Origin of the sequence: Ohtaekwangia koreensis (assembly GCF_900167975.1) — a bacterium.
GTDB classification, from domain to species: domain Bacteria; phylum Bacteroidota; class Bacteroidia; order Cytophagales; family Cyclobacteriaceae; genus Ohtaekwangia; species Ohtaekwangia koreensis.
In genome coordinates this window covers 1,087,572-1,111,429 of sequence record NZ_FUZU01000001.1, presented here as the reverse complement: position 1 = coordinate 1,111,429, position 23,858 = coordinate 1,087,572, and the positions used below count along the sequence as shown (strand labels likewise).

Here is a 23,858-nt window from a genome sequence, read left to right as displayed (position 1 = left end):
ACACGCACTTCGTATCAGCGATGGTTGTATATCAGGTTCGCCTAAAGGACAATAGTAATGCCAAGAGAGTTGTAAAAGAAGTAAATTTGTATCAACTTTAACGGTTGGCGTGAATTTTTTACCAAACAAAGGTTCTGTGAAAACCTACTTTTTGATCTTTATTACAGCCTTTTGGCTGTTGCTTCACGTTCCGCTCCTGGCCCAAAAGCCCAAACAGAAATTCAAAAAGGGCGGAATCGTGGAATTGAATGATAGCCTGACAAGCTACAGTCAATCTGACATCTTTGACTTTCCAAACCTCAATAAGGTACTTTACTATAAAGATGCAGCGAAGTTGGGAAGAATAAAAGCACTTGCTGCTACTGGTGACTACGAACAACAGTATAGCGAGTTAAAAGTGTATGTAAAAAATTTCGGTGTTGATAATTTTTCACATGACATTCAATTGCTCTGGGATTTCGCGAAACTCTCTGAAAAACTTGGACCTCCCGGTGAAGCTGTGCTGCTATATAAGCTGGTGTTGAAACATTACAAGCAGAGTATAGATGAGCAGCAAGTAAAGCGTGAATTCGATACGCTTACAAAAAATCAAAAAGATCTATATGTTCCGTTGAAACAATATTATGAGCTCGTTGCATTTCGAAAAGAAATCGATACGCTTCGTCCTCCGCAAGGTGTGTTGCTGAACATGGGCTATGGTGTAAATTCAGAGAAAGAAGATTACGGTCCAACCATCGGTAACGTTGATAATGTTTTACTGTTTACATCGAAACGGAATTCTAAAATTGATCCGCTTAACAAGACCTACAATGAAGATCTGTTTTATACTATAAAGCAGGAACAGGATACTGTATGGGGATTTGCAGAAGACTTTAAAACCATCAACACACGTTACAACGAAGGTTCAGCCAGTCTGAGTAAAGATGGAAAGCATCTTTACTTTGCACGTTGCAACTCTCCTGACTCGTATGGCAATTGTGATATCTTTGTATCGGATTTGCGCAGCGACAGCACCTGGGGAACACCTCGTAACTTAGGGGCCAACATCAATACAACATCGTGGGACTCACAACCTTCACTTTCACATTCCGGTGATACACTATATTTCTCCTCTGATCGCATCGGTGGCTTTGGATACTCTGATATATACTTTTCCGTAAAGGACCCGAAGGGCAATTGGCGCAAAGCGCAAAATATAGGGCCGATTATTAACACGCGTGCCTTTGAAGTGAGTCCGTTTTATCATCATAAATTCAAGGTGCTATATTTCAGTTCAAACGGACAACCGCTCAACTTTGGAGATTTTGATATCTATAAATCCTATAGCCAGGGCAATACATGGGGCGAACCAAAGAACATCGGACCGTTGGTTAACAGCGTGGGAAGTGAATACTACTTTACGATCGATTCACAATCCAATCGTCTTTACTATGCACACTCCGCAGAAGACGACCTGAAGAACCTCGATCTATATTCCTTTCCGGTTCCTATGGAAGCTCAACCTGAAGCGATTGTAAACCTGAAAGGAAAGCTCATCAACTCCGAAACGAAGAAACCATTCAGAGGTATAGTATCTGTTATCGACCTTGATAAAGGTGTTGAAGTTGCTCCCAAGTTTTTAAGAGAAGATGGCTCGTTCGATTTTAGATTGATCAACAAACGAAATTACCTGCTTATTATACAGGGTGATGATTTCTTCCGCATCGAACAGATCTTCTATATGGAAGGAGACCGCGAGATGAACCTGGAGACAGAGCCGATCGAAAGCAAGATGGCATTCAAGTCACTGGAATTTGAAAACGGTAAAGCGGATATTCTTACCACGATGCATGATGACTTGAACAAGATTGCAAACTTTCTGATCGATCATCCCCAGTTAGCATTAAGTATATCTGGTCATACCGATTCGCAAGGAAATGAAATGTCGAACCTGAAGCTTTCACAGGCACGCGCCGATGCAATCAAGGCATATCTTATATATCAGTATAAAATAGATACCAAACGAATTGAAGCCCATGGCTTCGGAAGTTCAAAACCGATTGTAGAAGAGAAGACCGATGAAGATCGTGGTTTAAACCGAAGAGTAGAGTTCGAGATCAGGAAGTTTGAATAACGAAACAATAATTCGCACCATCAGCATTACAAACTGATTCAACGCTCACATTCATCCCAAGATATACAGTATAATAGAAAAGGTCGCTTCGTGAAGCGACCTTTTCTATTGGCATCGATTAAGATGTATACCTATATCTTCTTAGAAGAGCTTGATAATATCATTTGCAAAGATGAATACCATCAGTGCTAACAGAAATACCATCCCTACTTTTTGAGCAGCTTCAAGGAATTTATCAGAAGGTTTTCTGCGTGATATTATTTCGTATGACAGGAACATTACGTGTCCTCCATCCAATGCCGGAATCGGGAGTAAATTCATAAACGCAAGTACCAATGAAAGTACACCGGTGAGTGACCAGAAGCGTTGCCAGTTCCACTCTGCACCATATGCCTGCATAATCCCGATAGGACCTGATAAAGATTCTTTGGGAGAAAGAACTCCGGTGATCACTTTACCAAAAGCTCTTACTTGCGTTTTCAGCGTTTGAAATGCGCGGTCTGTTCCCAATGGTATAGATTCAATAAATCCATACTCAATGTTTACTTCAGCGCTCTTCAGGTAACTTTCAGGCTCCATAGGAATGAAACCAATGGCTGCTCTTCCCTTGAAGTTTTCTTTAAAGGAAAGTAATGTTCCTGCACGCATTACTTTGAATGTAATGGTATCACGTTTAACAGCTTCATATTTGATATACTCATATACCTGGTCCATATAGGTAAAGTGTATACCATTTATCTCTGTAATAACATCTCCTTTTTGCAAGCCTACTTTACCTGCTATAGAGTCTTTTGCTACTTCGCCAATTACGGGAGGAATGCGATAGCCTATAAAATTACGGGCACTATCCTTTTTATTGAATTTCTGAATGAAGTCTGCAGGTATACTAATATCCACTAACTGACCATCACGCTCAACGGTATAGTATGCGTTATCCGTCAGCAGGGTTTGTGGTCTCATGATATCATCGAAATACTTAAATTCCTTTCCGTTGATCTTCACGATCTTATCACCGGTTTTCAGACCGAGGCGTTTACCAATCGGCCGTGCTTCGATACCACCAAGTTTGTTGATCTCGCTGTTTAAAAGATACGTATCACCAAATGCAAATGTGATACCTATAAAAATGATAATCCCAACAATGACGTTTACAAATATACCACCGAGCATTACGATGAGGCGTTGCCATGCTGGCTTAGAACGAAACTCCCAGGGTTGAGGAGGCATTTTCATCGCTTCGCTATCAAGCGATTCATCGATCATACCAGAGATCTTCACGTAGCCTCCCAATGGTATTGCACTAATTGCATATTCAGTATCACCTTTTCTAAAAGACCAAAGTTTCGGAGGGAAGCCAATTGAAAATTGCTCAACCCGCATTCCGAAATATTTTGCCGCTAACAAGTGCCCCATTTCGTGCACCGCCACCAAGAAAGACAAGCTCAACAGAAGCTGAGCTAACATAATCATCCAATCCATTCGTTATCCGTTAATTGTTATCATTTACGTAATAATCACGTGTGCGTGTGTTATGATAAAACCTTGTGTTAAATGGACTTTATCATTTCTTGTGCTCTTGCCCGTGTCTCTTTGTCAGTGTTCACGTAATCTTCGTATGAAGGGTTTAGCACATAATCGATTTTCATGAGGCATCGTTCAACAATATCCGATATTTCAAGGAAGCCTACGGAGTCCTTCAAAAACCCGGCCACTGCCACTTCGTTCGCTGCATTCAGCACACATGGCATGTTCCCTCCTTTTCCCAACGCTTCAAATGCCAGTGCAAGATTACGAAAAGTTTCTGTATCAGGCTTTTCAAACGTCAAAGACGGATAGTTCATGAAATCAAAACGCGGAAAATCAGATTTTAATCTCTCCGGAAAACTCATTGCAAATTGGATGGGCAACTTCATATCGGGCAATCCTAACTGAGCTTTCAATGAGCCATCTTCAAATTGGACAAGGGAATGTATGATGGATTGCGGATGGACCACAACCTCAACTTGTTCTGTTTTCAATCCGAATAACCATTTCGCTTCGATCACTTCCAATCCTTTGTTCATGAGCGTTGCCGAATCGATGGTAACTTTTGCACCCATTGTCCAATTGGGATGTTTCAATGCCTGCGCTTTCGTTACTTGGATTAATTCTTCTTTCCGTTTTCCCCGGAAGGGCCCGCCACTGGCTGTCAGAATAATCTTCTCGATTTTATTATGAAACTCCCCCACTATACATTGAAATATGGCAGAGTGTTCAGAATCTACGGGGTATATATTTACGCCTTTTTCGCGTGCAAGCCTGGTGATCAGATCACCTGCTACAACCAGCGTTTCTTTATTTGCAAGCGCTATAGTCTTGCCTGCTTCAATTGCTTTTATAGTGGGACGAAGACCTGAATAACCCACCAATGCTGTGAGGACAAGATCGATGGTATCCATTTGCACAACATCGGCTAATGCTTTTTCTCCGGCATATACTTTAATATCCTCATTCGCCAAAGCTTCTTTAACCTGCAGGTAGTGTTCATCATTGGCGATAACAACAACGTTCGGTTTGAATTTACGGGCTTGTTCAATCAGCAACGCTGCATTATTCTGCGCTGTTAACACTTCTACTTCGAACGCATCGGGGTGTGCTGAAATAACTTCTAATGCCTGCGTACCGATAGAACCCGTGGAACCAAGTATAGCAATGTTCTTTTTGTTACCCAATGTAATTGGCGATTAGTGAATATGATTTGTTATGATCCGGATCAAGCTGAATTCTTCGTTAAAATACCTTGAATGATGATACGTAGTTGAAGAACAAACTCAAGTCGCAATACATCATTTTTTGCATCTGCACGTTTGGGTAAAAATAAGAAATTAGTTTGGTATACCCCCTCCTTCGTTACTGGGAATTAAACTCCTGCAATACATCCGCAATCTTTCGATCATTTGATAATCGTGGTACTTTGTTCTGTCCTCCAAGTTTGCCTTGCGATTTCATATAGTCTATGAAAGCATTACGTTTCAGACTTTTAATGATAAGCGTTTGAAGAATATTTCCCGAAATTAAGTCGTCATAATAAACATTGAGTTGACGCATTTGTTTATCAAGCTCCAATGAAAAAGCCTGCAGGTCGTGTGGAGTTTTCGCGAATTCAATGAGCCACTGATGGTGTGGCATTCCTTCCTTCGGGGCAACGTTTGGAGCCACCGTAAATTCAATCAGTTCAACCTCCGGAAATTTTTCCATCGTAAACTTCATAGCCTTCTCTACTTCTTCTCCAATCACGTGTTCTCCAAAGGCGGAAATGAAATGCTTGATTCTGCCGGAGACAATTATTTTATAGGGATCTTTCGAAATAAACTTTACAGTATCACCAATTGAATATCCCCATAGCCCTGCATTGCTGTTGATGATGAGTGCATAATTTTTTCCCAACTCTACTTCTTCTATACTAAGCCTGCGTGGGTTATCATTAAAGTATTCATCGGCAGGAATAAACTCGTAGAAGATACCGCTGTTGAGTAGCAATAATAAACCTGGCTCAGTCTGTGAATTCTGATACGCTATAAATCCTTCCGATGCCGGGTATGTCTCAATCGAATCTACTTTTTTACCAATAGAATCGAACAACTTTGCGCGGTACGGCTCGAAGTTCACGCCACCATATACAAACAACGAAAAGTTGGGAAATATATCTTTCACCTTTTTGCCGGTGCGTGCCTGTAAACGATCAAAATACATTTGCGCCCACGGAGGTATACCCGAGATCAACGTCATGTTTGCTTTTAACGTCTCATCAACGATGCGCTCAAGTTTCTCTTCCCAGTCGTCAATGCAGTTGGTTTTATAGCTTGGCTTCTGATTGGTGCGCAAGTATGCGGGCACCTGGTGATTGGCGATACCAGAAAGCCTGCCAACTTTTATACCGGCCTTCTCTTCCAGTTCAGGACTCCCCGAAAGAAAGATGAGACCGCCATCTAAAAAAGATGCATTACCAGTTTCATGTACATAGCTCAACACAGCATTACGCGAACTATTAAAATGATAGGATACAGATTCCTTTGTGATGGGAATATATTTCGTGCCCGATGTAGTGCCGGAAGTTTTTGCCAGGTATAGTGGTTTGTCTTTCCACAAAACATCTGCTTCACCTTTCACTACCCGATCAAAATACGGCTTTAATAATTCATAATCGCGAACAGGAACACGCTTCTTAAAATCCTCGTACGTGCGGATCGATGCAAAATCATGATCCTTACCAAACGCTGTAGATTTACTCTGCGCTATCAGGTCGAGCAATGTCTGCAGTTGGTACTTCCCCGGTTGGAGAGACCATTGTCTGGTTTGAGAGTCAATATATGCGGCAAAAGGTTTTGCCAAAAAAGAGCGGATTCCCATAGTCCACAAAACTAATAAAATCAGTCAATCGTGAATCGGATAGCTTCTGACAAAGCGCACGTTTTCCGATTCTTTACATGCACAAAATGTCAGCGTAACCTGAAAATTTAACCTTGCGATAAAAGATGGAAGTATTAAAAAACTAAACTTCTTTTATTCTTTTGAAGTTATTCAAGTCAATTTTCAACTTTTCAGTAGATCTTTTCGTCTATCTGGAATGATTAATGCTTTTCAAAATGCTTATGAAGAATACAATTAAGATAATCGTTCTTGCCTTTTTGGCGGGCTTTGGTGGCTCGTATACTTTTTATCGTTTGGTTGTGAAGCCTGAAATTGCTGACAGTCAAAATGAAACGCAGTTTACAACGGTGCATTACGACTCCACAGTTCCTAACGCTTCACCCAACAACGCTGTAACACAAGGCACCTCTTCAACACTGGCTGCCGTTGATTTCAGTGACGCTGCCGCGAAGGCTACGCAAAGTGTTGTATATATCAACAGCATCTCGCAAGGAGTGTCCTATTCGTATTGGGACTGGTTCTTTGGTGAAGGCGGTGGTGGCAGTGGCCGCACACAAGTGAGTAGTGGTTCCGGTGTGATCTTTACAACGGATGGTTATATTGTCACGAACAATCACGTGGTGGAAACCGCTGAACGCATCGAGGTAAATTACAACAAGCAGGTATATCCTGCCGAACTCGTTGGTACAGATCCTTCTACTGATCTGGCCGTTATAAAAATCAAAGCAACAAATCTTCCGGCTATAACTTTGGGAAGTTCCAAGAATGTACAGGTTGGTGAATGGGTGATTGCCGTGGGAAATCCATATTCACTTTCATCGACTGTTACAGCAGGGATTGTAAGTGCTAAAGGAAGACGCATTGGTATACTGGAAGATAAATTTCCCATTGAATCATTTATTCAAACTGATGCTGCTATCAACCCGGGTAACTCGGGTGGTGCGTTGGTAAATAAAGCGGGTGAACTGGTAGGTATAAACTCTGCTATTCTTTCGAGAACAGGTTCCTATACCGGGTATGCATTTGCTATACCGACCGACATTGCTAAAAAAGTTTTCAATGACCTTGTGAAATATGGCTTGTCTCAAAAAGCTTTCTTTGGAGGAAGCGTTGTTGAGTATGATTACGAACACGCCAAGAAGTATGATCTGCCTACAGACGTTAAAAATTACAATGGTGTTCTTCTTGAACAACTGGATCGGGATGGCCCAGCGTTTCAGGCTGGTCTTAAACTCGGTGATGTTATCACGAAGATCAATGATGTTTCTGTCAATACACAAAGTGAGTTTGAAGAAGAGCTAAGCTATCATAATCCAGGTGATAAAATTACATTCACGTATTCACGTGATGGTAAAGCAAATACAGTGTCGTTAACACTGATCAACCAGAATGGTACTACCGAGATTATCAAACGTAAAATTCTGACGGACTCGAATCTCGGTGCGCAAATGGAAGGAACGCGCTACGGTGTAAAAGTATTCAAGATTAAAGACAGCAGTGTACTGAAGCAGATCGGTTTACCCGAAAACTTTACGATCGTAGCGATTAACCGCCAGCGTGTAAAAGACCCTGAAGAGATCAGTGAATTCTTCGCGAAGTTTAAAGGTCGGGGGTATATCTATGGTGTGAACAGCTCCAAGCAACAAGTGGAGATTCCATTTGTGATCCGGTAACGTTCATACTGCGTTTACAAGCCTTACAAAGTATATATACTAAAAGTGCCTGGTAATTTACCAGGCACTTTTATTTTTAGGATGTATATCTGGATGCATATAGACTTACTCTAAAGGTCTCTTCTTGATCATCCCACCCTTGATATCATTTACGCTATTCTCCACAACAAATGCATCCGGATCTATTTTAGCAATTTCCATTTTCAATTTCTGAAGTTCAAGACGCGTTATCACGGAGAAGATCACGTCCTGATCTTTCGTGCGATGTCCTGTTTTGCCATAACCGCTCTTGCCTTTCAGAATCGTTACACCTCTGCCCATCTTTTCAGTGATGGCATCCTTTATCTCTACGCTTTTTTCTGACACGATCATCACACTGGTATATTCTTCAATGCCGTGCACGACAAAGTCTACAGTCTTTGAAGCAATGAGGTAAGTAAGTATAGCATATAGAGCTGTCTCCATGTTTATCAACCATGCAGCTACAGAAAATATAGCGATGTTGAAAATAAGAATAATATCACCAACGGTTAATGGCGTATTCCGGCTTACGTAAATGGCGAGCACTTCTGTTCCATCAATTACACTGCCCCCTCTTATCGATAAACCTATACCGCACCCGAGAAAGAAACCACCAAAAACTGCGATCAATAACTTATCATCTGTGATAGACCGGAATTCAAAAAAAGAAAGACAAAGTGCGAGCGCTGTAATCGCGATGAGTGTTTTCAACGCAAACAACTTCGAGATCTGCTTATACCCTACTATAATAAAAGGTATGTTAATAATCACCACCAGATAAGCAAGGTCTATATCTGTGAGTACATTGGTAAGAAGAGAAATCCCCATTACGCCACCATCCAGAAAGTCATTTGGCAACAGAAATCCTTTTAGTCCGAAAGCAGCAGAGAGAACACCAAGCGAAATAAAGACCGTATCCTTGATGCCACGAATAATGGTAATTTTCTTTACCCTGATTTTTTTTAATTCGATGAGTCGTTGCTGCGATGACATTCCATCAAGTTATAAAAAAGAAGCCGTCCCTAAAAGTAGGAACGGCTTCCATAAAGTGATTTTATTTTACTGAAGTATTAATTTTTACTCACACCCGGTTCACGTTTCAGGAACTCATCATATAGTTCTGTCTGACGGCTTACCATCGGAATTTTCCATCCGTCAATAAATACCTGTTTGATCGTTGTCTTTGTCTCAAACGGATCGCCATCACTTATGAAGAGTGTAGCATCTTTACCAACTTCAATCGAACCAACACGATCTGCTACTCCGAAAATTTCCGCTGGTGCAATGGTAACAGCCTTTAAAGCTTCTTCGCGACCTAAGCCATATGCAGCAGCAAACGCAGCATGGTATGGAAGATTACGAACATTGCCGCGAGCCTCTTGTGTACAGATAGCAACCTTTACACCTGCCTTACGCAAGAGCCCTGGATTAGCATATGCTTTATCGTACCGATCATAATCGCGTGAAGGTAAATCCTGAACCGGACCAACGATCACCGGTATATTTGCCTTTGCTACCTCACTGGCTACACGCCAGCCTTCCAGTACACCTACCAGTATAGCTTTTTTTACTTTCTTATCCTTCACCCACTGTAATGCGTTCAGTATATCTTTAGCAGCGTTCGCCTGTATAAGCAATGCGCGCTCCCCACGGATCACCGGAAGCAAAGCTTGCATCTCCGGATAATAGGTAACACCTTTTGACTTTGATGCTGAATCAATCTTGTGGTATTCAATTGCACGGTCCCACGCTTCATTCAGCTTGCTCAGTTTTTTATCGTAATCCTTTTTCAGATCTTCATCCGATCTGCGATCAAAGAATCCTCTTCTGCCAACATCTGGAAATGATAGCACCACCCCTTCAAAACCTGCAAACATTTGATCCGGAGTATATCCGTGAAGATCGATTAACGCAGCGGTACCGGAGACGAGACTTCCCTGAGGAGATGCCAGCACAGTTGTTACACCACTGATGCGTGTTACGGGAATCAATGCAGAGTTCGGATTTACTGCCGTGATTGCGCGTACCTGTGGAATGATATCTCCCACTTCTTCGAAATCACGCGTACGCGGATCAGATGCTACTTCACTCAAACCAAGTTGTGTAAAGCTATCGATCATGCCCGGGTAAATCCATTGACCTTTGCAATCTATAACCTGCGCTCCGGCCGGAATCGCTACCGATGTACCAACAGCCGTAATTTTTCCATTGCTGATTACCACCGTACCGTTTTGAATAACACCTTTCGTTATGGTTTCAATGCTGGCGTTCGTCAGCGCGAAAGTTCCATATATAGCTTTCGGAGATTGTGCATACAATGATTCTGCGACTGCACAAGCAAGAATCACGAGTATACTTACTTTGAAATATAGTTTTCGTTTCATGGCTGCTGTGCTTAGTTAATGTTGAATATAGTTTCAAAATCAGACTCCGCTCCTTCCATGCAATGCTCGTGTTCATGGTTGCGGTCGGTAAAAGCTGTTAGCTCGATCTCTTGTTTTGGATCGACATAGAGGCGAACATCATCCGGATCTTTTTCGCGATCAAAACGTACGATACCATCTACGATCGTAACCACCGGTATAGTATAGCTGGACAATGGATGACTTTTAAAGATCGCTATATCTGCTTCCTTTCCAACTTCGATTGAACCTACTCGGCTATCAATACCCAATTGTTTTGCCGGGTTGATGGTGATCAATGCGAGTGCTTCTTCATCGGTTAATGCTCCATACTTTTGAGTTTTGGCAGCCTCGTGGTATAAATGGCGCATCAACTCTCCATCATCTGAATTGATTGATGTGGTTACACCGTTCTTGGTAAGTATAGCGGCGTTGTATGCTGTGGAGTAATATACTTCAAATTTATAGGACCACCAGTCGGAGAACACCGAAGCCATGGCTCCCTGCGCTGCCAACTCAGGCGCTACTTTGAAACCTTCGTTCACGTGTTGAAAAACAATCTTCTTAATTCCAAAATCCTTGCAAACTTTCAGCATCATATATATCTCGTCTGCACGATAGCTGTGGCAATGGATTATGATGTTACCTTTCAGAATCTCGCCCAAGGTCTCAAGCCGGTAGCTATATTCCGGTGGTGCACCCCGAAATCCTTTCTGTGATTTTGATTTGGTATAGGCATCCCAACTTGCTGTATATTCTTTCGCCTTCGAGAAGGCTTCACGCATTACAAACTCAACGCCCATACGCGTGCGCGGAACAATGTTGTTACCTCCACCATGTACCCGTGTTGGATTTTCCCCCAAAGCAAATTTGATAGTACGTGGTGCACCTTCCATACGCAATGCTTCCGGATCTTTTACACCGTAGCGCAATTTCAGGGTTTCACATTGTCCACCAATTGCATTGGCAGAACCATGCATAGCATGTATAGTGGTTACACCACCAGCCAGCGCGCGGTATAGGGAAATTTCCGATGGATTGATTACATCGCCTACAAACACTTCTGCCGTAACGGGACTGGTTGCTTCGTTAATATCATCTATACCCTGATGCGAGTGCGCATCGATAATACCAGGCATTACGAATAATCCGGAGGCATCTACTACTTTATACCCTGCCGGTGTTGCTATATTTTTACCCAACTGCGTGATCTTGCCATCTTTTACCAGCACATCTGTATTTTGCAGTGTACCTTTTGTTATCGTGAGAACCGTTGCGTTCTTGATCAGTATATTTCCGCGTTCTTGTGCCAGCGTAACATTTACAGCCAGCACCATGATTAATAGTATCTTCTTCATACTTGCTGTATCTTAAAGTTTAGGCTGAGTTTTTTTCTTTCCCTCCACCGGAAGGCTTTCATTCTGACCAAAAGTAGCGTTGCCTTTGAAGGTTGTTCCTTCCACTACAGCATCTACTGTAATTTTTATCGTGTTGTTACTCTCGGTCATGGTAAACGTAAACTTCAGCTTGTTACCAACCAGTGTGATTTCATCAAAGTTGATAGCCTGCGGAAAACGACTGCCCGAAATCTTACCGGTATATTTATCGCCTTCTTTCTTAATCGTGATAACGGATTCGCTTTTTCCCTGTGGTGTATCCGCGGTAATGTCCCACTCTCCATCTATAGAAACCTTGGCGTCCGTCTTCGCTTCCGGAGTTTCAGATTTATAGAGTATACCTTCTACAAATACATACTTCACTTTCGATTTCTCGTCGAAGTACGGTTTCCTACTGATCACAAGGTTTGCAATTTTACCAGCATCGATAGAACCCAGCCGATCGCTTAGTCCCAGAAGTTGAGCCGGTGTTGTTGTCAATGCTGCCAATGCCTGATCTTCTGTTAATCCCGCTTTTATAATTCTTCTGATATTCCCTTGTATATCTTTTGTCTTTGCAGACAAGGTTGAAAAACCAAACGGTATACCTGCCTGCTGAAACGTAAGTGCCTGCCCTATATACTTTGCTATAAATTCAGCTTTACGTTTATCAAGGCTTTGTTTCTCTTCATCCGTCATGCTTTTAGGAGCATCTTTTTTATCGTCCTTCTTCTCTTCTTTTTTCTCCTCCGGTAAATCCAGACTCAGAAAAACTTTTGCTCCCGATGTTTTCAGTTTGCCGGCAGCATCCCATCCTTCTTTCACCTCTGCCACTACCAATGAGAATCCAAGGTCTTTTTGAAGATTCAGAATACGATGTATATCCCATACTTTTTCAGCTTTGAATAAAACGGGGACACGTTTATCAATTACCGGATAGAACGGCTCAAGTAAACGATTTGTAGCAGGGCGCTCAAGACCTGAACGATTCGCTGCATATACTGCACTATAATTCTTTTCGAGTGATGCCTGTCTATAGAGCTCACGCCACTTTGCAATTACGGCCATCGTGGTAGCCGGGTACATTCGTTCTGCAGGTGTCAACTCAGAATAGAAAGCTGATTGCGATATCAATACCATATCATCGGCAGATTTACCGGAGAGCTGAACGATCGCGCCACTTCCAGGAAGCATGCCGCCATAAGGGACTACGTGTGCTGTAGTAAAGCCTATAGCACGAAGTTCTTCAATTGACTTTTCAGATGTGCTCAGAAAATTACGAACATCGACTTGAGGAGTTATACCAGCCCGGTCGGGAGGAGGATTGCCAGGATCTTTAACGCGATCTCTATTCTCTTCATGCGGCTTGGTAACACCAACACGCGAGAGTCCATCGATAAATCCGGCATATACATACATGCTATCAGACTTGATGACAATCGCTTCCGCAGGTATAGGTATATCTTTGCCTACGGCTTTAATCAATCCGTCTTTGATCACAACAACACCCTTATCGACTTTTCTGCCGGGGCCTTGGATAATTGTAATATCAGTAAGTGCATAGGTTCGCGTAACGGGTCTAAGATCACGTTCCTCCTGTGCATGAAGCAGCCAGGGCGCGAATAGCAAACTTAACAGCAGATATACTCTGCCCGAAGAGTAGCAATTCTTCATTTAGTTCAGATTTTGGTACGTAGCAAGAAAAGACGTTTTCGTCTCAAGATCAAACCGCTCAAGGAAAAATGGATTGTGCGCAGCAACAGCTTAAAGTCAGATGCTTTAAAGTAGAAAATTTAGCATGAAGGAATTTTTATCTGAAGAGTCCGAAGATGGAGCAATCGTTAACGTTAAAATAGAAGTTTACTTTACCCTACACGTTTTGCTTTATAGCCTTCCTTCTGGAGGATCAGTACTACTTTGTCGCGGGCATCGCCCTGGATGAGAATTTCACCGTCCTTCGAAGAACCACCTACACCACATTTGGTCTTAATTACTTTGGTGAGTGATTCAAGATCAGCTGCACTTCCAACAAAACCTGTAACCAGTGTAACCTGTTTACCAGCCCGGCCGCTTTTGTCTAACTGTACTTTGAGATTTTGCTGTTGAGCAGGAAGTGTCTGCGCTTCTTCATTTTGCTGATAGGCATATTCATATTCGGAAGAGGTTGAATACACAATGCCATCGCGTTTTTTCCAATCGTTCTTTTTACTCATAGCTCACAAAATTAAATATAAATTTATGATCAACAGTATACCCGAGACTATACAGGCGTTAAAATGGTATTCCACATCTTTGCGCCTCAAAATTCCGGTTAAGGCTACCACAAATAAAATTCCCGGAAAGAGTGCGATCCCTCCATATACATATCCGAGCGACCTTGAGTAATCACCGTTCACGATAGACATCACAGTTCTATATATCAATGTTTCTTTATACTCCAGCACATTTCCTACTTCTATGGAGCCGCCATCAAGACCATATAGCTTTATCTTCTTACCTGATTCCATAATTAATACCGTATGACTATAACCGCCCCGTCTTCCCGTCACGTTGTAGCCCTTAACAATCTTTTCCTGTTTTGTTTGATAGGGCAAAATATAGTCTAGTGCAAAAAGAATAGTAACCACCAACCCAGCCCAGCAAAGCCACTTTACATAGGGCAGATAATTTTGCATGAGTTCGCGCATGCGCTGCCGCTCACTTTTCTGATATACCGGTGGACGTTTTCTTCTATAGGCAGGGTCGCGATGACGTGGCGGTGGCGGTGTAGATGGTTGCTCGTAACCTACCTCAACAAAAGGATTTTGTCTTCGTAAATCGTATTGTATCTTTTTCTGTGGATCGCTCAATACATCATACGCTTCATTGATCTCTTTGAAGAGTACTTCTGCTTGCGGATCCGGATTCTTATCAGGATGATACCGTACTGCCAGCATACGATACGCCCGCTTGATATCTGCGGCATGCGCAGAATATTGTACACCCAATATTTGGTAATAATCTTTCATCGGTCCTTTACTCTAAAAACAAATTTCAATCCCGACCAAATGTCGTCTACTGCACAAACCTTAACATCTACGAGTCCTTCTTTTAAACCATACTCACGAATTATATTTTCATCCAGATCAGTAACAACTTTCGAAGATTTTTTAGGCCATGATATCCAAAGCATCCCATCCTTCTTCAAATGTTTTTTACTTCGTGTAAATTCCCTTTCGAACACCTTTCGTTCTTTTACAAAAAGATGAATGAAGTCGAGTTCGCCTGTGAGGTTATCTTTAAACGTAACATTCTCCGGAAGAGGGCCCAGCCATTCTATATATGCATCGGGTGGGTGGCCCACAAAAATACTACAACAGGCTTTGATGCCGAGTTTCTTTATGAGTGGTGTTCCTGAGTAGCCTGCCATATATACTTAAGGAAAATATAAGTATATCATTGATCAAAAAAAACACAAACAAAAAAGCCACCGGTAAGGTGGCCTTTACAAGTGACTGATCGATATTAGTTATTACCGAGTTTTTCCATTTCCTTATCAAACGTTTCTTTGAACTTCTCGTAATCATAGTCGATTTTAAGACGTTCATCTTTTGAAAGACGTTCGTTGTATGTTGCTACCAATTCATCAGCAGAAAGTTCTATAGCGATATACGTTTTATAGTTACCATCTTCGGTCTTCATCAGTTTTTCGCAGATGGTTTTAAGACCTGTTAATTTCTGATCTACGATCTCGCGGTTCAATTGTTCGAAACGTTCTTCAACCTGTTCCTTGTTGTTCATCTCACGTGAGTTCGTATAGTTGTCCGTAACAGCCTTTACCGTAGTCTGAATGCTGGCGGCCAGTTCAGCACGTGCGTTGGCAAGTGCCTTCTTTTTAGAAGTAACCTGGTCCATGCTTTCGCCTATGGAGTTGGCGCGGAAAAATTTATTGGTTGTAAAGAAATCAGAACCGGAACAAGGAACAACAACTTCTTTCTCACCGGAGGGAGCTTTTTTGTCTTTACCACCTTTACAGCTAACCATAAATGCTCCACCTAGAGCGATCAGCATAAGGACAGAATAAGTAATTTTTTTCATATCAATTGAAATTTAGTGACAAGTTATAGTACGCAAATCAAATACCAAATTGTAAATGAGCCTTAATAATTAAGTGCCCTATTGAAGAACCGTATTCAACAACTCGTTCATTCTTTCTTTTTCGAGGGTTTCCATGGATTTGTTATAGGCATCGATGCTCGATTTATCATAATCGAGGCCGTAGCCTTTGACCCTGTCGAGTGTTCCGGCATAGATCTCCTTCCCTTCTTTCACCGCAGTTACTTTAATAATACTGGTCAGGTAGGTAATATAAATGCTTCCGGAAACCGATCCTTTTTCTGAATCTGCTTTTACATCAAACCAGAGATCGGCCAACCGCTTGTCTTCTGTAAATTCAAAGCCGTTGTTGGCAAGCAGGTTTCTGAGTTTATTGCTGATCTGGAAGTTCGATTTATTCTGTCCGAAACTTTTTTCATCCGCAGTCATGAAAACAACCGGACGCTGCACTTTTAACGTTACCTGCGCACGCGGCACATTGAGTGTAGCCGCAATGAGTTTATAGATAGGCGATCCGCTTGTTCCACTCAGGGCATCTATATCTACCTTTATACCTACAGTTTGCTCAAGTTCCTTTGAACTGATTTTGTTCATCAGGATTTTAATTTGTCCCTTCTCATCTGTTTTATAGTTCGGGTATACATCGCCTGCGCCTTTTTCAAAGGCTGCATATAGGGGAAGATTTATAGCGGGCTTATTTAAATCTTTATAGGAAGCTTTCGCGATAACGGTTTGTGTACTCTGATTGATCCTGCGATTCAATTCTATCGTGGAAGGATCAACGCGCAGGTTTATTTTATCCAATACACTTTGTATCGATGCATATATTTCATTGACGAGCAAAACTTCTTTGCCATCGATCGTTACGCGGATGGCTTCACCTAAATATTTTTCAATGCTGCGAAACGCCTGAAAGTAGTAGCTAACGGATTGAAGCCGTTCTCTATCTTTCTCGGCTTGTCGTGCTTTTTGAAGATAATCGGTAGCAAGCAACGTAGCATTTCTTTTCTGTTCTTCTTTTATCTGGCGATAGCGCGCGATCGAAAGGCGATAGTATACCCAATAATTCGTGGCATCTTCCCAGGCATCTACCAGTTCAAATTCTTCAATCTCATCGGCCGTGGTGGTCTTGATGATCTGCTCGTATTGTTCGGTAAATTTTTTATCAGCTTCAAACTGGCTTAACACGGAAGTACTGGAAACATTGACTTTGATATCTGAAACAAGATCGTCCAGCGCACTTTTTTTGGCAGCCTGGATATAATTGTTTGTGCCATCTTTTTTACTCTGACCGATGCCCGTATAGTAGCCTTCCTGAGCAGAGGCAGTTCGAAGCCAGGCAGGCTTCAAGGACTCAGGGTCAGGTGGCTGAACCTTTGGGCTGCAGGCAGATACAAAGAGGAGTAGCGTAAAAAGTCGTTTCACAAAATAACCTTAAGCAGTTGAGCGTTTGAGCTATTGCCACATCCGTGCCAATTTCTCGTCCGGACAAATCTACACGGGAAAGGGCACCTAAATGTTGAGCGAACGCTATTTTTTTTAATTTTATATAAATCTTAAAGATGATATGAAAAAGGTGATCGGCGGAATTCTGTTGACTGCGAGCTTGATGGCTTGCCAGGACAATGAAAGCAGTACTGGTGATAAAGATTTTACTGGCAACGAAACTGTTTACGCACTCGCCGCAGGGTCAGAGTATGATATAGATGGCACGGTGACATTAAAAGAAAAGACAGACGGAAGCACACTTGTGTTGGTTGCTCTTTCGGGGACGGAAGGCACTATCGAGCATCCGGTACATATTCACCTTGGAAATATTTCAGCACCGGGTGCAGATGTATATGCATCGCTTAACCCGGTTATTGGAAATGTAGGCACAAGCGAAACCGTTTTGACCAAAGTCGCTGATGAATCCACTATCACCTATAAACAACTGACTGCGCTGGATGCGTGTATGAAGATACATCTGGCTGCATCAGGAGAAAGTAAAGATATAATTCTGGCAGGTGCTAATATAGGTGTAAATGCTTCGAAGGATGCTTCAGGAAGACTAAGTTTCGGAGTATGCAAAAGTGAATAATTAATTCAAGGTATATAATGTAAAAAGCCGCGCTGATTTTCAGTGCGGCTTTTTTGTTTATAGCTTTTATAAGAAATATAGATCAGGCATTAATTACATCGTGCAACTGATCGTTTTTATTCCGAAGATCAATCCCTCCTTCCAGAAAAGATTTAAGACTGGCGAGATAGAATGTCCAGCCCTGCATACAGCCCAGATGAAAGTCTACTTTTCCTTTTTCAGTAAGCGGTATATCAGACTGCGTTAATTCGCAAAGTGTTTCGCCTTTTTCAGTCTTGATATGAATGGTTACAATACATCCACCGGAAAACGTAAACCGGAACAAATCTTTTCCATTTGCTTCGAGTACTTCCCTGCACTCAACGGATTCATCTCCATATCCAAACCAAAGCCATTTATAGGTATCGCCAGCTTCTACATTACTTCTCCGATCGCGCAAAGTCTTATCAGGTTTTGTAAACTCTGCCAACCGCAGAAACCAACTCTCCAAACCTTGCTGGGTGGTCCAGCTATTGTAAATTGATTGAACATCGGCTTTAATGCTTACACGTTTTGTGAATTTACTCCAATCATATTCCATAAATAACTCTAGTTTATAGCTAATGTATCCCGTTCGCTTCTAAAGATACTATATATCTTCATTTTACCCAGATTGTATTAATCTCTTAGAACGTTCATTGACCCGATTATATCCTATGGCTAAACTTCCTCGAGCACATGAAGCGCCTTCGCTAATTTTTGTTGCAGTTCGAAAGGCACCGGAACAAAATCAGAAAAGCGTTGTATAAAACTTGCGCGTCCTTGAGAAAGCGAACGCAAGGTGGTGGAGTATTTATCGAGTTCAGCTAAAGGCACTTTTGCTTTGATCACCTGGTGATTTCCGCGATTATCCATTCCCATAATAAATGCTCTGCGTGTTTGCAGATCGCCCATCACTTCGCCCATTACTTCTTCGGGTATCATGATGTCCACATCATATATAGGTTCGAGCAGTTGGGGCTCTGCTTTCATAAATGCATCTTTAAAAGCCATCATGCCTGCGATCTTAAAAGATATATCATTTGAGTCTACCGGATGCATTTTGCCATCGAACACCATCACGCATACATCTCGCACGTACGAGCCAGTGATCGGTCCTTCTTCCATCTTCTGCATTACACCTTTCAGAATAGAAGGTATAAACCGCGTATCAATCACTCCTCCTACAATACAATTATAGAATACGAGTTTACCACCCCACTCAAGGTCTATTACTTCTTTGCCTCGCACAGTATATTCAGTGGGCTCGGGCATTCCTTCTATATAGGGCTCTATCTTCAAATGTACTTCGCCAAACTGGCCCGCACCACCGGATTGTTTTTTATGACGGTAGCTGGCCGTTGCACTTTTACGAATCGTCTCACGATAGGATATACGCGGACTTTCAAAATTAATATGCAGCTTATATACATTTTCTAAAAACCATTTACATACTGCTAGGTGCAATTCTCCCTGTGCGTATATAATCAGTTGCCGAAGTTCCTTTGCGTATTCAACTTGAATAGTAGGATCCTCCTGATGAATTTTTTGTAATACTTCACCGATCTTCTCATCGTCATTTTTACTGAGGGCAATAACAGCCGTACGAATACGTGGCTCCGGAAATTCAATGGGCTCTATCGTTACATCAAAACCTTTTGCATGCAGTGTCTGATTGCTGAAGGTATCTTTCAATTTTAAGGTGGCTCCTATATCTCCGGCTATAAATTTATCGACTGGTGTCCTGATCTTTCCATCCATAATAAAAAGTTGATGAATGCGTTCTGTTGCACCGGTTTGACTATTGATAAGTTCGGATGTTGTGGTCACTTCTCCGGATATAACTTTGAAGAAAGTGAGTTTACCGAGATTAGGTTCTATATGTGATTTAAATACAAACAACGCGGTGGGCTTTGAAGGATCAAAAGGTATTTCTTTTCCTTCTATTGTTACTTCCGGTTTTGCTTCGCGCGGTGAAGGTGCTACATTATCCATGAAGCCCATCATCCTTCCGCTGCCCATGTTGCGTTTAGCCGACATAACAAATACAGGAAATATATCATGATGAATCATGCCGAGCTTCAAGCCTTCACGCATTTCATCTTCATCGAGTGTACCTTTCTCAAAATATTTCTCCATCAGCTTCTCATCGTTCTCTGCTGCTTTCTCCACCAATGCATTATGCAGCGCTATAGCTTTTTCTTTTTCTGAATCCGGTATAGGTAACTTCTGCGGCTTTCCTCCTTCCGGAGGAAATTTATACATGACCATCCTCAGTAAATCAATGATAGCATTGAAGCTCTCGCCTTGATTTACGGGATATTGCATTTGTGTTACTGCATTGCCAAACCGATCGCGTAAGCTGGCCAGTGTTGCATCAAAATCTGCTTTGGGATGATCCGTCTGGTTAACAGCAAAGATGGTTGGTTTCTGAAAGCGATCTATATAGTTCCAGATTAGTTCTGTACCTACCTCCACTCCATGTTGCGCATTTACTACCAGTACACACGTATCGGCTACTCGCACAGAAGATACGATCTCTCCTATGAAATCATCGAACCCGGGTGTATCGATAATATTGATTTTATAGTCATGCCACTCGGTATGAAGTGTGGTGGCAAATACAGAGTTACCTCGCTCTTGTTCAATTTCATGATAATCAGAAACTGTGTTTCTGCCTTCAATAGAACCCCTCCGGTGTACAATACCAGCTTCGTAGATCATGTCTTCGGCCAGCATGGTTTTGCCGGCCTTGGGCGCCCCCAACAGAACTATGTTCTTGAGGTGCTTCTCGTCATAAACTTTTATCATGGCTGTATGATTTTAGGTGGAAGATCGCGCAGGAATATTGATGCGTTTGTGTACGCGTTGTGAATGCAACTCCCATGAAGTCTTTCATAGGCGGGCGATTTAACTTGAAACAAAAGGAAGGAACGTGAAATGAAGTTACTGTAAAAAGCGGAATGATGAAAGTGGTTGAACTTTTAATCCGGCACAAGTCACAGGGTTATCTGTGAACGCTGCTGATAACAGTTAACCGATCATCGGCAACAGATAACGATAAAGTTGTAACAGATACAGTATAACACTTACCTTGTAGCGCTTAAATAACAAACAACTTCATGAAAAAAGTACTCCTCGCACTTGCATTGATAGCCCTCGTCATGCAAAGTCACGCACAGTCATTTGAAGGGATCATCAAATGGACCATTACAATGAACATTACTGATCCCAAGACAAAAGCTCAAATGGAAGAGGCTCAGAAAAAATTAAGTGATCCGGCTAATCAGGCAAAGATCAAAGAGATGGAAGCCAAGATGGAAGATCCTCAATTCAAAGCCTTGATGGAATCCAATCCGCAAATGAAAACACAGATGGAAACGATGATGAAGATGATGAAGGGTGGCGACCTTTCTTCACTGGTGCCAAAAGGGTCTACAGCAAAAGTTAAAAACGGAAATACACTTTTCTCCATGGATGGCGGCTTTATGTCTAATTACGAAGTGTTGTCGCTCAAGGATAAAAACGAATCGTACCAGCTTGACCGGAAGAGTAAAACATACACTGTTTTTCGTCACAATGAAGATCAGGTTAAAGAAGATGCCGAAAAGGATGTGAAAGTTACCAAGACGTCTGAGACAAAAAAGATACTGGGATATACTTGCACAAAGTATATTGTAGACTATACAATCGAAGGCCAGAAAACTCAACAAATCCTTTGGGCTACTACCGATATACCAGGCTTGGACATGAAGAAGCTTGCACATCAGCAGGTTAGCAAATCCCAGAAGATATACTATGATAAAATTGATGGTATACCCTTACGAATAGAAATGTTCATGCAGCAAGGCAATATGATTATGGAAACTACCGAAATCAAAAAACAATCCCTGGCTGCTTCAGATTTTGTTGTGCCTTCAGACTTTAAGGAAGTAGCACTTCCGTATGGTGGAAAACAGTAAGAAAACATTGCACAAGTATATAGATCGGGGTTGCTGCAATTTCCAATACACTGTAATAAAAAAGGCCAGCAGAATCTGCTGGCCTTTCACTTTTTAAATTCGAATTTTAATATCCCAACACCTTTAACATACTTTCACTGGTCTGCTGACCTGCGAAAAGTTTTGTTGTGATCTCACCGTCTTCATTACGATCGATGAGCACATGTTGTGGTGCAGGCACCAGGCAATGTTGAATACCTCCGTATCCTCCAAGAGATTCCTGGTAAGCACCCGTATGGAAGAAGCCTATATATAGTGGCTCTTCATCGTTGATCATTGGCAAGAAAACTTCTCCGGTGTGAGCTTCGGAGTTATAGTAATCCATACTATCACAGGTCAATCCGCCCATATTTACTTTATGGTATGGATCATCCCATTTATTAATGGCCAGTAAAACGTACTTCTGATTTAAGCCCCATGCGTCCGGAAGGTGTGTAATGAATGATCCATCGATCATATACCACAGCTCTTTATCGTTCTGCAGTTTCTGGTCAATCACATTATATAACACTGCGCCACTCTCTCCTACTGTATAGCTTCCAAACTCCGTAAAGATATTCGGAACCGGAACGTTATTCTTATCACAGATCCATTTGATATTTTCTACGATCTGTTCGATCATATACTTGTAATCGTAATGAAATGTAAGCGATGTCTTGATCGGGAATCCACCACCAATATCTATTGAATCAAGTGTTGGGCAGATTTTTTTAAGGTCGCAATATTTAAAAACAAAACGACTCAGTTCACTCCAGTAATAAGCAGTGTCTTTGATACCAGTGTTAATGAAAAAATGCAACATCTTCAATGAAGCCTTGCTGCTCTTTTCAATGTTCTCACGATAGAAAGGAATGATGTCGCTATAGCGGATGCCTAACCTGGAAGTATAGAATTCAAATTTAGGTTCTTCATCTGCGGCTACCCGTATTCCTACACGGTATGGATTCTTAACGTTCTTCTCGTATTCTTCGAACTCTCCCATCTCATCGAGTATCGGAATACAGTTGTGAAAACCATCGTTCAGAAGTTCGGAGATATACTTTGTATACAGCGGCATTTTAAAGCCGTTGCAAAGAATGTATGTATCTTTTGAGACTTTACCTTTATCGTAAAGGGAACGCACGATGGGTATATCAAACGCGGAAGATGTCTCCACGTGTACGTCTTCATTTTTCAACGCCTCTTCCAACACAAAAGAGAAATGCGATGACTTGGTACAATAGCAATATGTATACTTACCGTTGTACTTGAATTTTTCCAGTGCGTTGTTAAATATTGCCTGTACCGATCGGATGTTCTCGCTTATGCGTGGAAGATAGGTCAGCTTGAGGGGTGTACCATATTGCTTGATGATGTCCATAAGAGGCACATCATTGAATAACAATTCGTGGTCGCGGACCTTAAATTCTTTCTGAGGAAACTCAAAGGTTTGTTCAATCAGCTCGCGGTAGCTCTTCATTTATACCGTTATCGGGTTAATAGTTAAAATCGTCTTGATACGTAAAACGCATGGTCGTTAAACAAATGTGCTCAAGCCCCTTGTGATCATTTTATTGTTATCACATACAAACTGGCATACACGATTGACAGGTAACGGTTAACGATTATCGTCTTCCAACAAAGGGTGCAATATTGGGATAATTTTGCCATCTTTGCAATAACTCAGACA

General features: G+C 41.8%; 18 protein-coding genes and 1 pseudogene. 4 read left to right on the top strand and 15 right to left on the bottom strand.

Translation table 11 applies throughout. The features are described 5' to 3' along the window. Nucleotides 1-136 precede the first annotated feature (136 nt). The gene (locus B5Y40_RS04835; protein ID WP_079687083.1) at nt 137-2,113 is read left to right on the top strand and encodes an OmpA family protein; all 1,977 of its coding nucleotides are present in this window, start codon (nt 137-139) and stop codon (nt 2,111-2,113) included. A 141-nt stretch (nt 2,114-2,254) separates the two neighbouring features. Here B5Y40_RS04835 and rseP read toward each other — a convergent pair whose 3' ends face one another. The 3 genes from rseP to B5Y40_RS04820 form a co-directional block, all read right to left on the bottom strand. Beyond that, the gene (rseP, locus tag B5Y40_RS04830; protein WP_079685560.1) at nt 2,255-3,592 is read right to left on the bottom strand and encodes an RIP metalloprotease RseP; all 1,338 of its coding nucleotides are present in this window, start codon (nt 3,590-3,592) and stop codon (nt 2,255-2,257) included. Nucleotides 3,593-3,660: 68 nt separating this feature from the next. Continuing rightward, nucleotides 3,661-4,824 carry a 1-deoxy-D-xylulose-5-phosphate reductoisomerase gene (locus tag B5Y40_RS04825; protein ID WP_185145718.1) on the bottom strand — a complete coding sequence of 388 codons (1,164 nt, stop codon included), beginning with the start codon at nt 4,822-4,824 and terminating at the stop codon, nt 3,661-3,663. A gap of 178 nt (nt 4,825-5,002) precedes the next feature. Further along, a complete protein-coding gene (locus tag B5Y40_RS04820; RefSeq protein WP_079685558.1) occupies nt 5,003-6,502 on the bottom strand; it encodes a GH3 auxin-responsive promoter family protein in 1,500 nt (499 codons plus the stop codon). Nucleotides 6,503-6,744: 242 nt separating this feature from the next. On the opposite strand from B5Y40_RS04820, the gene B5Y40_RS04815 reads away from it, so the two are divergent. Beyond that, complete coding sequence (locus B5Y40_RS04815) at nt 6,745-8,196, top strand: S1C family serine protease (protein ID WP_079687082.1); 1,452 nt, start codon at nt 6,745-6,747, stop codon at nt 8,194-8,196. A gap of 105 nt (nt 8,197-8,301) precedes the next feature. Here B5Y40_RS04815 and B5Y40_RS04810 read toward each other — a convergent pair whose 3' ends face one another. The 9 genes and pseudogenes from B5Y40_RS04810 to B5Y40_RS04770 form a co-directional block, all read right to left on the bottom strand. Next, complete coding sequence (locus B5Y40_RS04810) at nt 8,302-9,210, bottom strand: YitT family protein (protein WP_079685557.1); 909 nt, start codon at nt 9,208-9,210, stop codon at nt 8,302-8,304. 77 nt (nt 9,211-9,287) lie between these two features. Further along, complete coding sequence (locus tag B5Y40_RS04805) at nt 9,288-10,601, bottom strand: amidohydrolase family protein (protein ID WP_079685556.1); 1,314 nt, start codon at nt 10,599-10,601, stop codon at nt 9,288-9,290. 11 nt (nt 10,602-10,612) lie between these two features. After that, entirely contained in the window at nt 10,613-11,977 is a 1,365-nt protein-coding gene (locus B5Y40_RS04800; protein WP_079685555.1) for an amidohydrolase, read from the bottom strand. 12 nt (nt 11,978-11,989) lie between these two features. Then, complete coding sequence (locus B5Y40_RS04795) at nt 11,990-13,669, bottom strand: amidohydrolase family protein (RefSeq protein WP_079685554.1); 1,680 nt, start codon at nt 13,667-13,669, stop codon at nt 11,990-11,992. Between the two features lie 191 nt (nt 13,670-13,860). Then, nucleotides 13,861-14,208 (bottom strand): translation initiation factor, encoded by a 348-nt coding sequence (locus B5Y40_RS04790; protein ID WP_079685553.1) that lies wholly within the window; start codon nt 14,206-14,208, stop codon nt 13,861-13,863. 603 nt (nt 14,209-14,811) lie between these two features. Next, nucleotides 14,812-15,003, bottom strand: a pseudogene (locus B5Y40_RS29885) (DnaJ domain-containing protein); the annotation flags it as partial. Beyond that, complete coding sequence (locus tag B5Y40_RS04780) at nt 15,000-15,404, bottom strand: DUF3052 domain-containing protein (RefSeq protein ID WP_079685551.1); 405 nt, start codon at nt 15,402-15,404, stop codon at nt 15,000-15,002. The pseudogene B5Y40_RS29885 and the gene B5Y40_RS04780, both read right to left, overlap by 4 nt. A gap of 95 nt (nt 15,405-15,499) precedes the next feature. Then, nucleotides 15,500-16,072 (bottom strand): LPP20 family lipoprotein, encoded by a 573-nt coding sequence (locus tag B5Y40_RS04775; RefSeq protein WP_079685550.1) that lies wholly within the window; start codon nt 16,070-16,072, stop codon nt 15,500-15,502. 78 nt (nt 16,073-16,150) lie between these two features. Continuing rightward, nucleotides 16,151-17,515 carry an LPP20 family lipoprotein gene (locus B5Y40_RS04770; RefSeq protein ID WP_079685549.1) on the bottom strand — a complete coding sequence of 455 codons (1,365 nt, stop codon included), beginning with the start codon at nt 17,513-17,515 and terminating at the stop codon, nt 16,151-16,153. Nucleotides 17,516-17,657: 142 nt separating this feature from the next. Here B5Y40_RS04770 and B5Y40_RS04765 point away from each other — a divergent pair, with 142 nt between their 5' ends. Then, on the top strand, nt 17,658-18,170 hold the full coding sequence (locus B5Y40_RS04765) for a hypothetical protein (RefSeq protein ID WP_079685548.1): 513 nt from the start codon (nt 17,658-17,660) through the stop codon (nt 18,168-18,170). 82 nt (nt 18,171-18,252) lie between these two features. Here the strand turns inward: B5Y40_RS04765 and B5Y40_RS04760 are convergent, their stop codons facing one another. Continuing rightward, nucleotides 18,253-18,750, bottom strand: a complete 498-nt coding sequence (locus tag B5Y40_RS04760) for an SRPBCC family protein (protein ID WP_079685547.1) — start codon at nt 18,748-18,750, stop codon at nt 18,253-18,255. Between the two features lie 119 nt (nt 18,751-18,869). Then, on the bottom strand, nt 18,870-20,999 hold the full coding sequence (locus tag B5Y40_RS04755) for an elongation factor G (RefSeq protein WP_245840471.1): 2,130 nt from the start codon (nt 20,997-20,999) through the stop codon (nt 18,870-18,872). Between the two features lie 311 nt (nt 21,000-21,310). On the opposite strand from B5Y40_RS04755, the gene B5Y40_RS04750 reads away from it, so the two are divergent. Then, nucleotides 21,311-22,150: a DUF4412 domain-containing protein gene (locus B5Y40_RS04750; protein ID WP_079685546.1), complete on the top strand. Its 840-nt coding sequence runs from the start codon at nt 21,311-21,313 to the stop codon at nt 22,148-22,150. Nucleotides 22,151-22,256: 106 nt separating this feature from the next. Here the strand turns inward: B5Y40_RS04750 and B5Y40_RS04745 are convergent, their stop codons facing one another. Continuing rightward, the gene (locus tag B5Y40_RS04745) at nt 22,257-23,648 is read right to left on the bottom strand and encodes a type III PLP-dependent enzyme domain-containing protein (protein ID WP_079685545.1); all 1,392 of its coding nucleotides are present in this window, start codon (nt 23,646-23,648) and stop codon (nt 22,257-22,259) included. Nucleotides 23,649-23,858 lie beyond the last annotated feature (210 nt).

Coding starts and splice junctions, on each gene's coding strand:
- B5Y40_RS04795 (WP_079685554.1), bottom strand. CDS start 13,669: ATGAAGAATTGCTACTCTTCGGGCAGAGTATATCTGCTGTTAAGTTTG.
- rseP (WP_079685560.1), bottom strand. CDS start 3,592: ATGGATTGGATGATTATGTTAGCTCAGCTTCTGTTGAGCTTGTCTTTC.
- B5Y40_RS04820 (WP_079685558.1), bottom strand. CDS start 6,502: ATGGGAATCCGCTCTTTTTTGGCAAAACCTTTTGCCGCATATATTGAC.
- B5Y40_RS04805 (WP_079685556.1), bottom strand. CDS start 10,601: ATGAAACGAAAACTATATTTCAAAGTAAGTATACTCGTGATTCTTGCT.
- B5Y40_RS04775 (WP_079685550.1), bottom strand. CDS start 16,072: ATGAAAAAAATTACTTATTCTGTCCTTATGCTGATCGCTCTAGGTGGA.
- B5Y40_RS04750 (WP_079685546.1), top strand. CDS start 21,311: ATGAAAAAAGTACTCCTCGCACTTGCATTGATAGCCCTCGTCATGCAA.
- B5Y40_RS04800 (WP_079685555.1), bottom strand. CDS start 11,977: ATGAAGAAGATACTATTAATCATGGTGCTGGCTGTAAATGTTACGCTG.
- B5Y40_RS04745 (WP_079685545.1), bottom strand. CDS start 23,648: ATGAAGAGCTACCGCGAGCTGATTGAACAAACCTTTGAGTTTCCTCAG.
- B5Y40_RS04765 (WP_079685548.1), top strand. CDS start 17,658: ATGAAAAAGGTGATCGGCGGAATTCTGTTGACTGCGAGCTTGATGGCT.
- B5Y40_RS04780 (WP_079685551.1), bottom strand. CDS start 15,404: ATGGCAGGCTACTCAGGAACACCACTCATAAAGAAACTCGGCATCAAA.
- B5Y40_RS04815 (WP_079687082.1), top strand. CDS start 6,745: ATGAAGAATACAATTAAGATAATCGTTCTTGCCTTTTTGGCGGGCTTT.
- B5Y40_RS04790 (WP_079685553.1), bottom strand. CDS start 14,208: ATGAGTAAAAAGAACGATTGGAAAAAACGCGATGGCATTGTGTATTCA.
- B5Y40_RS04760 (WP_079685547.1), bottom strand. CDS start 18,750: ATGGAATATGATTGGAGTAAATTCACAAAACGTGTAAGCATTAAAGCC.
- B5Y40_RS04810 (WP_079685557.1), bottom strand. CDS start 9,210: ATGTCATCGCAGCAACGACTCATCGAATTAAAAAAAATCAGGGTAAAG.
- B5Y40_RS04755 (WP_245840471.1), bottom strand. CDS start 20,999: ATGATAAAAGTTTATGACGAGAAGCACCTCAAGAACATAGTTCTGTTG.